Origin of the sequence: Protofrankia sp. Cas3 (assembly GCF_963555955.1) — a bacterium.
In the GTDB taxonomy this organism is placed as follows: Bacteria; Actinomycetota; Actinomycetes; order Frankiales; family Frankiaceae; genus Protofrankia.
The window spans coordinates 1-5742 of the sequence record NZ_CAUVXP010000170.1 but is presented as its reverse complement, the minus strand read 5'-3'; the positions used below and the strand labels follow the sequence as shown (position 1 = coordinate 5742).

Below are 5742 nucleotides of genomic sequence, written 5' to 3'. Positions count from 1 at the left end.
ACCGTGAGCTGAACCTGGAACAGCGGGTTGCGGGCCATGGAGCGCTCCGGCGCCAACTCCTCGACCAGCCGCTCGAACGGCACGTCCTGGTGGTCGAATCCGGCCAGGCTCACCTCCCGGACCCGCGTCAGGACCTCGGTGAACGTCGGATCCCCGGACAGGTCGGTACGCAGCACCAGGGTGTTGACGAAGAACCCGACGAGATCGTCCAACGCCTCGTCAGTACGCCCGGCCACCGCCGTACCGACCGGGATGTCGGTGCCCGCGCCCAGTCGCGACAGCAACACCGCCAGTGCCGCCTGCAGCACCATGAACAGTGTGACCCCCTGCTCCCGGGCCAGCTCCAGCAGCCGCTCGTGCAGATCGCCGGAGACGTCCAGGCCGACCGGGTGCCCGCGATAGCTCGCCGCGGCCGGGCGGGGCCGATCGGTGGGAAGGGTCAGCTCCTGCGGCGCGCCGTCCAACGCCTGCCGCCAGTACGCCACCTGCCGGGACAGCAGGCTGCTCGGATCATCCGGGTCGCCCAGCAGATCCCGCTGCCACAGCGCGTAGTCCGCGTACTGCACGGGCAGTTCGGACCACCGCGGAGCCGTACCCGCGCGTCGCGCCGCATGGGCGTCGGCGATGTCACGGCCGAGCCGAGCCATCGACCAGCCGTCTCCCGCGATGTGCTGGACGACCAGGACCAGGACATACTCAGCCGGCCCGACCGTGAACAGGCTCGCCCGCAACGGTGCTTCGGCCGACAGGTCGAACGCGTACTCGGTCGCCCGGACCACCGCGTCCGCCACGGAGTCGGGAGCGATCTGCGCGGTCTCCAGGCTCCACCGCAGATCGTCGAGCTCGATGATCCGCTGGTACGGTTCGCCGTCGGCCATGTCGAAAACGGTGCGCAGTACCTCGTGCCGGCCCAGCACGTCCCGCAGCGCGGCCTCCAGCGTGTTCGGATCGATCCTTCCGGAAAGGCGCAGCACTGTGGGGATGTTGTAGGTCGGGCTCTGGCCCTCGAGCCGGTCGAGGAACCACAACCGCCGCTGTGCGAATGACAACGGCAACCGCTCGGGACGCTCCCGAGTCGCCAGCGGCTCGCGCACCCGACCGGTCCCGGAAAACCGCGACGCCAGGCCGGCCACCGTCGGTGCCTCGAACAGGGTGCGCAGCGGCACGTCGACGCCCAGCACCGAGCGGACCCGGCTCACCAGCCGAGTCGCGAGCAGCGAATGCCCGCCGAGAGCGAAGAAGTCGTCGTCCACACCGACGGCTTCCAGCCCGAGGACGCCGGCGAACGCCTGACACAGCAGCTCTTCCCGAAGAGTCGACGGGCCGCGTCCGCCGGTGGACGCCACGGCGGCGAAGTCGGGGGACGGCAGAGCCCTTCGATCCAGCTTCCCGTTGGGCGTCAACGGCAGCGCGTCGAGCGCCAGCACCACCGTCGGCACCATGTACTCCGGCAGGGCCGCCGCGGCGTGCTCGCGCAGTCCCTCGACCTTCCCGACCACGTAGGCGACGAGCACCTCGCCGCGTACCACGACCGCCGCGTGCGCGACGCCAGGGTGGGACTCCAGCACCGCCTCGATCTCAACGGGCTCGATCCGGTGGCCGCGCACCTTGACCTGGTCGTCCACGCGGCCGAGGAAGTCCAGACTGCCGTCGGCGCGGCGTCGGACCCGGTCCCCGGTGCGGTACAGCCGCGAGCCCGGCGCTCCGAACGGGTCCGCCACGAACCGTTCGGCGGTCAGCGCTGGCCGGCCGTGGTAGCCGTACGCCACGCCGGCGCCACCGATGACCAGCTCGCCGACGGTGCCGACCGGAGCCGGACCGCCGTGGGAGTCCAGAACGTACGCGGCGGTGTTGGCGATCGGACCGCCGATCAGCACCTCCGTCGGATCCGCCGGGACAGCCCACGCCACCGACCAGATCGTGGTCTCGGTCGGGCCGTACACGTTCACCAGCCGGCCGGTCCGCGACCGCAGCTCGCGGGCGAGGCTGAGCGGAAGCGCTTCCCCGCCGGCCAGCGCCGTGACGTCCGACAGCCCAATACCGGCGTCGAGCAGCATGCGCCATCCGGACGGCGTCGCCTGGACGTGGGTCACACCAGCCGCTTCGGCGAGGCGGGCCAACGCCGCACCGTCCCTGGCGGTGTCCCGATCGGCCAGCACCAGGCGGGCACCGGCCACCAGCGGCAGGTAGATCTCAAGCCCCGAGATGTCGAACGACAGCGACGTCGAGGCCAGCCACACGTCGCCGGAACCGGCCTCGAGCAGGGCTGACATCCCGGTCAGGAAGTTGGTCAGGGCCGAGTGCGGGACGACGACGCCCTTAGGGCGGCCGGTCGAACCCGACGTGTAGATCATGTATGCCGGGAGCGTCGGTGTCAGCTCCCTGACGAGGTCGCCGACCGCCGACGGCGCGCCGTCGAACCCGGCCACCGCCTCGACCACCGTCCGGTCATCAAGCACGGTGACGGGCACACCGGTGTCCGACGACAGTACGGCCATCCGCTCGGACAGGCTTCGCACCGTCAACACTCGGGCGGCGCCCGAGTCAGCCACCATGATGGCGATGCGCTCGGCCGGATACTCCGGGTCGAGCGGCAGGTACGCGGCCCCGGCCCTGAGGATCCCCAGCAGGGCGACGACCGTGTCGACGTCCCGCGCGAGCAGCACGCCGACCAGCGACCCGGCGCCGATACCGGACGTACGCAGATACTGGGCCAGTTGGTTGGCACGGAAGTCTAGGTGCGCGTACGAAACTTCGACGTTCCCGGAGACGACCGCCACCGCGTCGGGTATCCGCGCTGCCTGCGCCGCGAACAACTCGGGCACCGTCCGGTTCGGAACCGCGACCGCAGTGTCGTTCCAGCCGATCAGGGCATTGCGGCGCTCGTCGTCATCCAGCACGTCCACCCGACTCAGGCGGATGCCCGGATCGGCGATCACCACGTCGAGGAACCGAGCGAACCGCGCCGCGATCCGCTCGGCCGACTCGGCGTTGAACAGGTCGGCCGCGGCGATCAGCGAACCGCGCAGTCCGGCCGGACGCCCTTCGGCGTCCACCGTCTCGATGAGGCTCACGTCGAGGTCGAACTTCGCCGCCGACGACCCCGGCGCCAGGCTCTCGACCGCGACCCCGGGCAGCTCGAGCGTCGCACGCTCGGTGTTCTGCAGGGTCAGGGATACCTGGAACAGCGGATGCCGCGCCAGGGAGCGTGTCGGCGCCAGCTCCTCGACCAGGCGCTCGAACGGCACGTCCTGATGTGCCAGTCCGGCCAGGCTCGCCTCCCGGACCCGGGCCACCGTCTCGGCGAAACCCGGATCCCCCGTCACATCGGTCCGCACGACCAGGGTGTTGACGAAGAACCCCACCAGGTCGTCGAGCGCCTCGTCGGTCCGACCCGCGGTGCTGGACCCGATCGGGATGTCGGTACCTGCACCGAGGTGGGACAGCAGCATCGCGAACGCCGCCTGGAGCACCATGAACATGGTCGCCTGCTGGGCCCGCGCCAGCTCCGCCAGCCTCCCGTGCACCTCGGCGGAGATCCGCAACGGCACAGCCACCGCCTGGTGGCCGGCCGTCGCCGGGCGCGACCGGTCGGCGGGTAGCTCCAGCTCCTCCGGCGCACCGCGCAGCGCATCCCGCCAGTACGCGACCTGTTGGGACAGCATGCTGCCCGGATCCTGCGCGTCGCCGAGCAGTTCTCGTTGCCACAGCGCGTAGTCCGCGTACTGCGCGGGCAACGCGGACCACCGCGGAACAGAACCGCGGACACGTGCCGCATAGGCATGCGACACATCCCGGCCGAGCGGCCCCATCGACCAGCCGTCGCTCGCGATGTGATGGACGACGAGCGCGAAGACGTGCTCCTGTGCACCGGTCCGGAACAGCCACGCCTTCACCGGGATCTCGTCGGAGAGGTCAAACACGTACCGGGCTGCCTCGGCGACGGCGACGGTCAGATCCTCCGAGGAGCGGTCCTCGACCGCAAGCTGCCACTCCACATCGTCGAGCTCGACGATCCGCTGGTAGGGCTCGCCGTCGATGGTGGCGTACACGGTGCGGAGGACTTCGTGCCGACCGATGACGTCCCGCAGGGCCGCACCCAACGCGTCCGCGTCGAGCGCGCCGGACAGCCGCCGCACCACCGGGACGTTGTAGGTCGGGCTCGGGCCTTCGAGCTGCCCGAGGAACCACAGCCGCCGCTGCGCGAACGACAGCGGAATGCGTTCCGGACGCTTCCGGGCCGTCAAAGGCTCGCGCGCCCGACCGGTCCCGGAAAGCCGCGACACCAACCCGGCGACCGTCGGCGCCTCGAACAGGGCGCGCAACGGCAGTTCTACACCGGCCTCGGCACGGATCCGGCTGACCAGCCGGATCGCCAGCAGCGAATGACCGCCCAGGGCGAAGAAGTCGTCGTCCACGCCGACGCCGTCCGCCCCGAGGACCTCGGCGAACGCGCGGCACAACGCGTGTTCGTTCGGCGTCGCGGGCCCACGGCCCGTACCGGCGGGGGACTCCGCGGCCGGCAGGGCTTTGCGATCAAGCTTTCCGTTGGCATTCAACGGGAGTGCGTCCAGAACCACGAACGCGGCGGGCACCAGGTACTCGGGCAGATGCCGCCCGGCGAACCCGCGCAGTTCGCCCGGCAGTTCGCCCGGCAGTTCACCCCTGCCGACGCCGGCCGTCACGGCCGGAACGACGTACGCGATCAGGCGCTTCTCTCCGGGGACATCCTCCCGCACGACCACCGCCGCCTGCGCCACGGCGGGGTGTTGGGAGAGCACCGCCTGCACTTCACCCGGCTCGATCCGCAACCCACGGATCTTCACCTGATCGTCGGCCCGGCCTGCGAACACGAGCTGGCCATCCGCGGTCCACCGGGCCAGGTCGCCGGTACGGTACAGGCGGGAACCGTCACCGGAGAACCGGTCCGCCACGAACCTTTCGGCCGTCAACCCCGCCCGGCCGACGTAGCCGCGCGCCAGGCCCGCGCCGCCGACGTAGAGTTCGCCGGTCACGCCGACCGGAACCGGCGCCAGGTACTCGTCGAGCACGAACATGCGGGTGTTGCCGACCGGTGACCCGAACGGCACGGGTCCGCCGCCCCACGTCGACGCCGATCCGGCCGCCACCATCACCGTCGTCTCGGTCGGGCCGTACGTGTTCACCAGCTCCCGACCCGCCGACCAGACTCCGGCCGCCGCCGGGGAGATTGCCTCGGCCCCGACCAGGAGCGTCGAGATCGGTGCCAGGTCGGCGGGCTCCAAAACCCCCAGCAACGACGGAACGACACTGGCCACGTCGACCCGCTGGGTGGAAACCAACGTCCGCAACAACGCCGGCTCTGTGCGCTCTGCCTGGGTGGCCACCACCAGCCGCGCCCCCGAGCACAACGCCACCGCCATATCCAGCACCGACGCGTCGAAACTGAACGACGCGTACTGCAACACCCCGACTCCCGGCGCCGCTCCGAAGATTGGACCGAACGCCGCCACCGCGTTGGCCAGACCGCCGAGTGTGGCCACCACGCCCTTCGGCGTTCCCGTCGACCCCGAGGTGTAGATCACATACGCGACATGGGACGCCGACACCGCACCGGTTTCCTCGGCAGACAGGGCTGCGCCATCCAGTGCGGCCGTGGCGACCAGCACAGCCGGATCGTCCAGCACCACCAGGGGAAAATCAGCGGCCTGATCCGCCGCGGCCACGGCCGCGAGGGTGGCGGTGTCGGTCAGCACGCAGACC

1 protein-coding gene is annotated in these 5742 nt (G+C 71.0%); it reads right to left on the bottom strand.

Going from position 1 to position 5742, the window contains the following annotated elements:
- A partial coding sequence (locus U9983_RS23180) for a non-ribosomal peptide synthetase (RefSeq protein WP_322756045.1) occupies window positions 1-5742 on the bottom strand: 5742 nt, incomplete at both ends.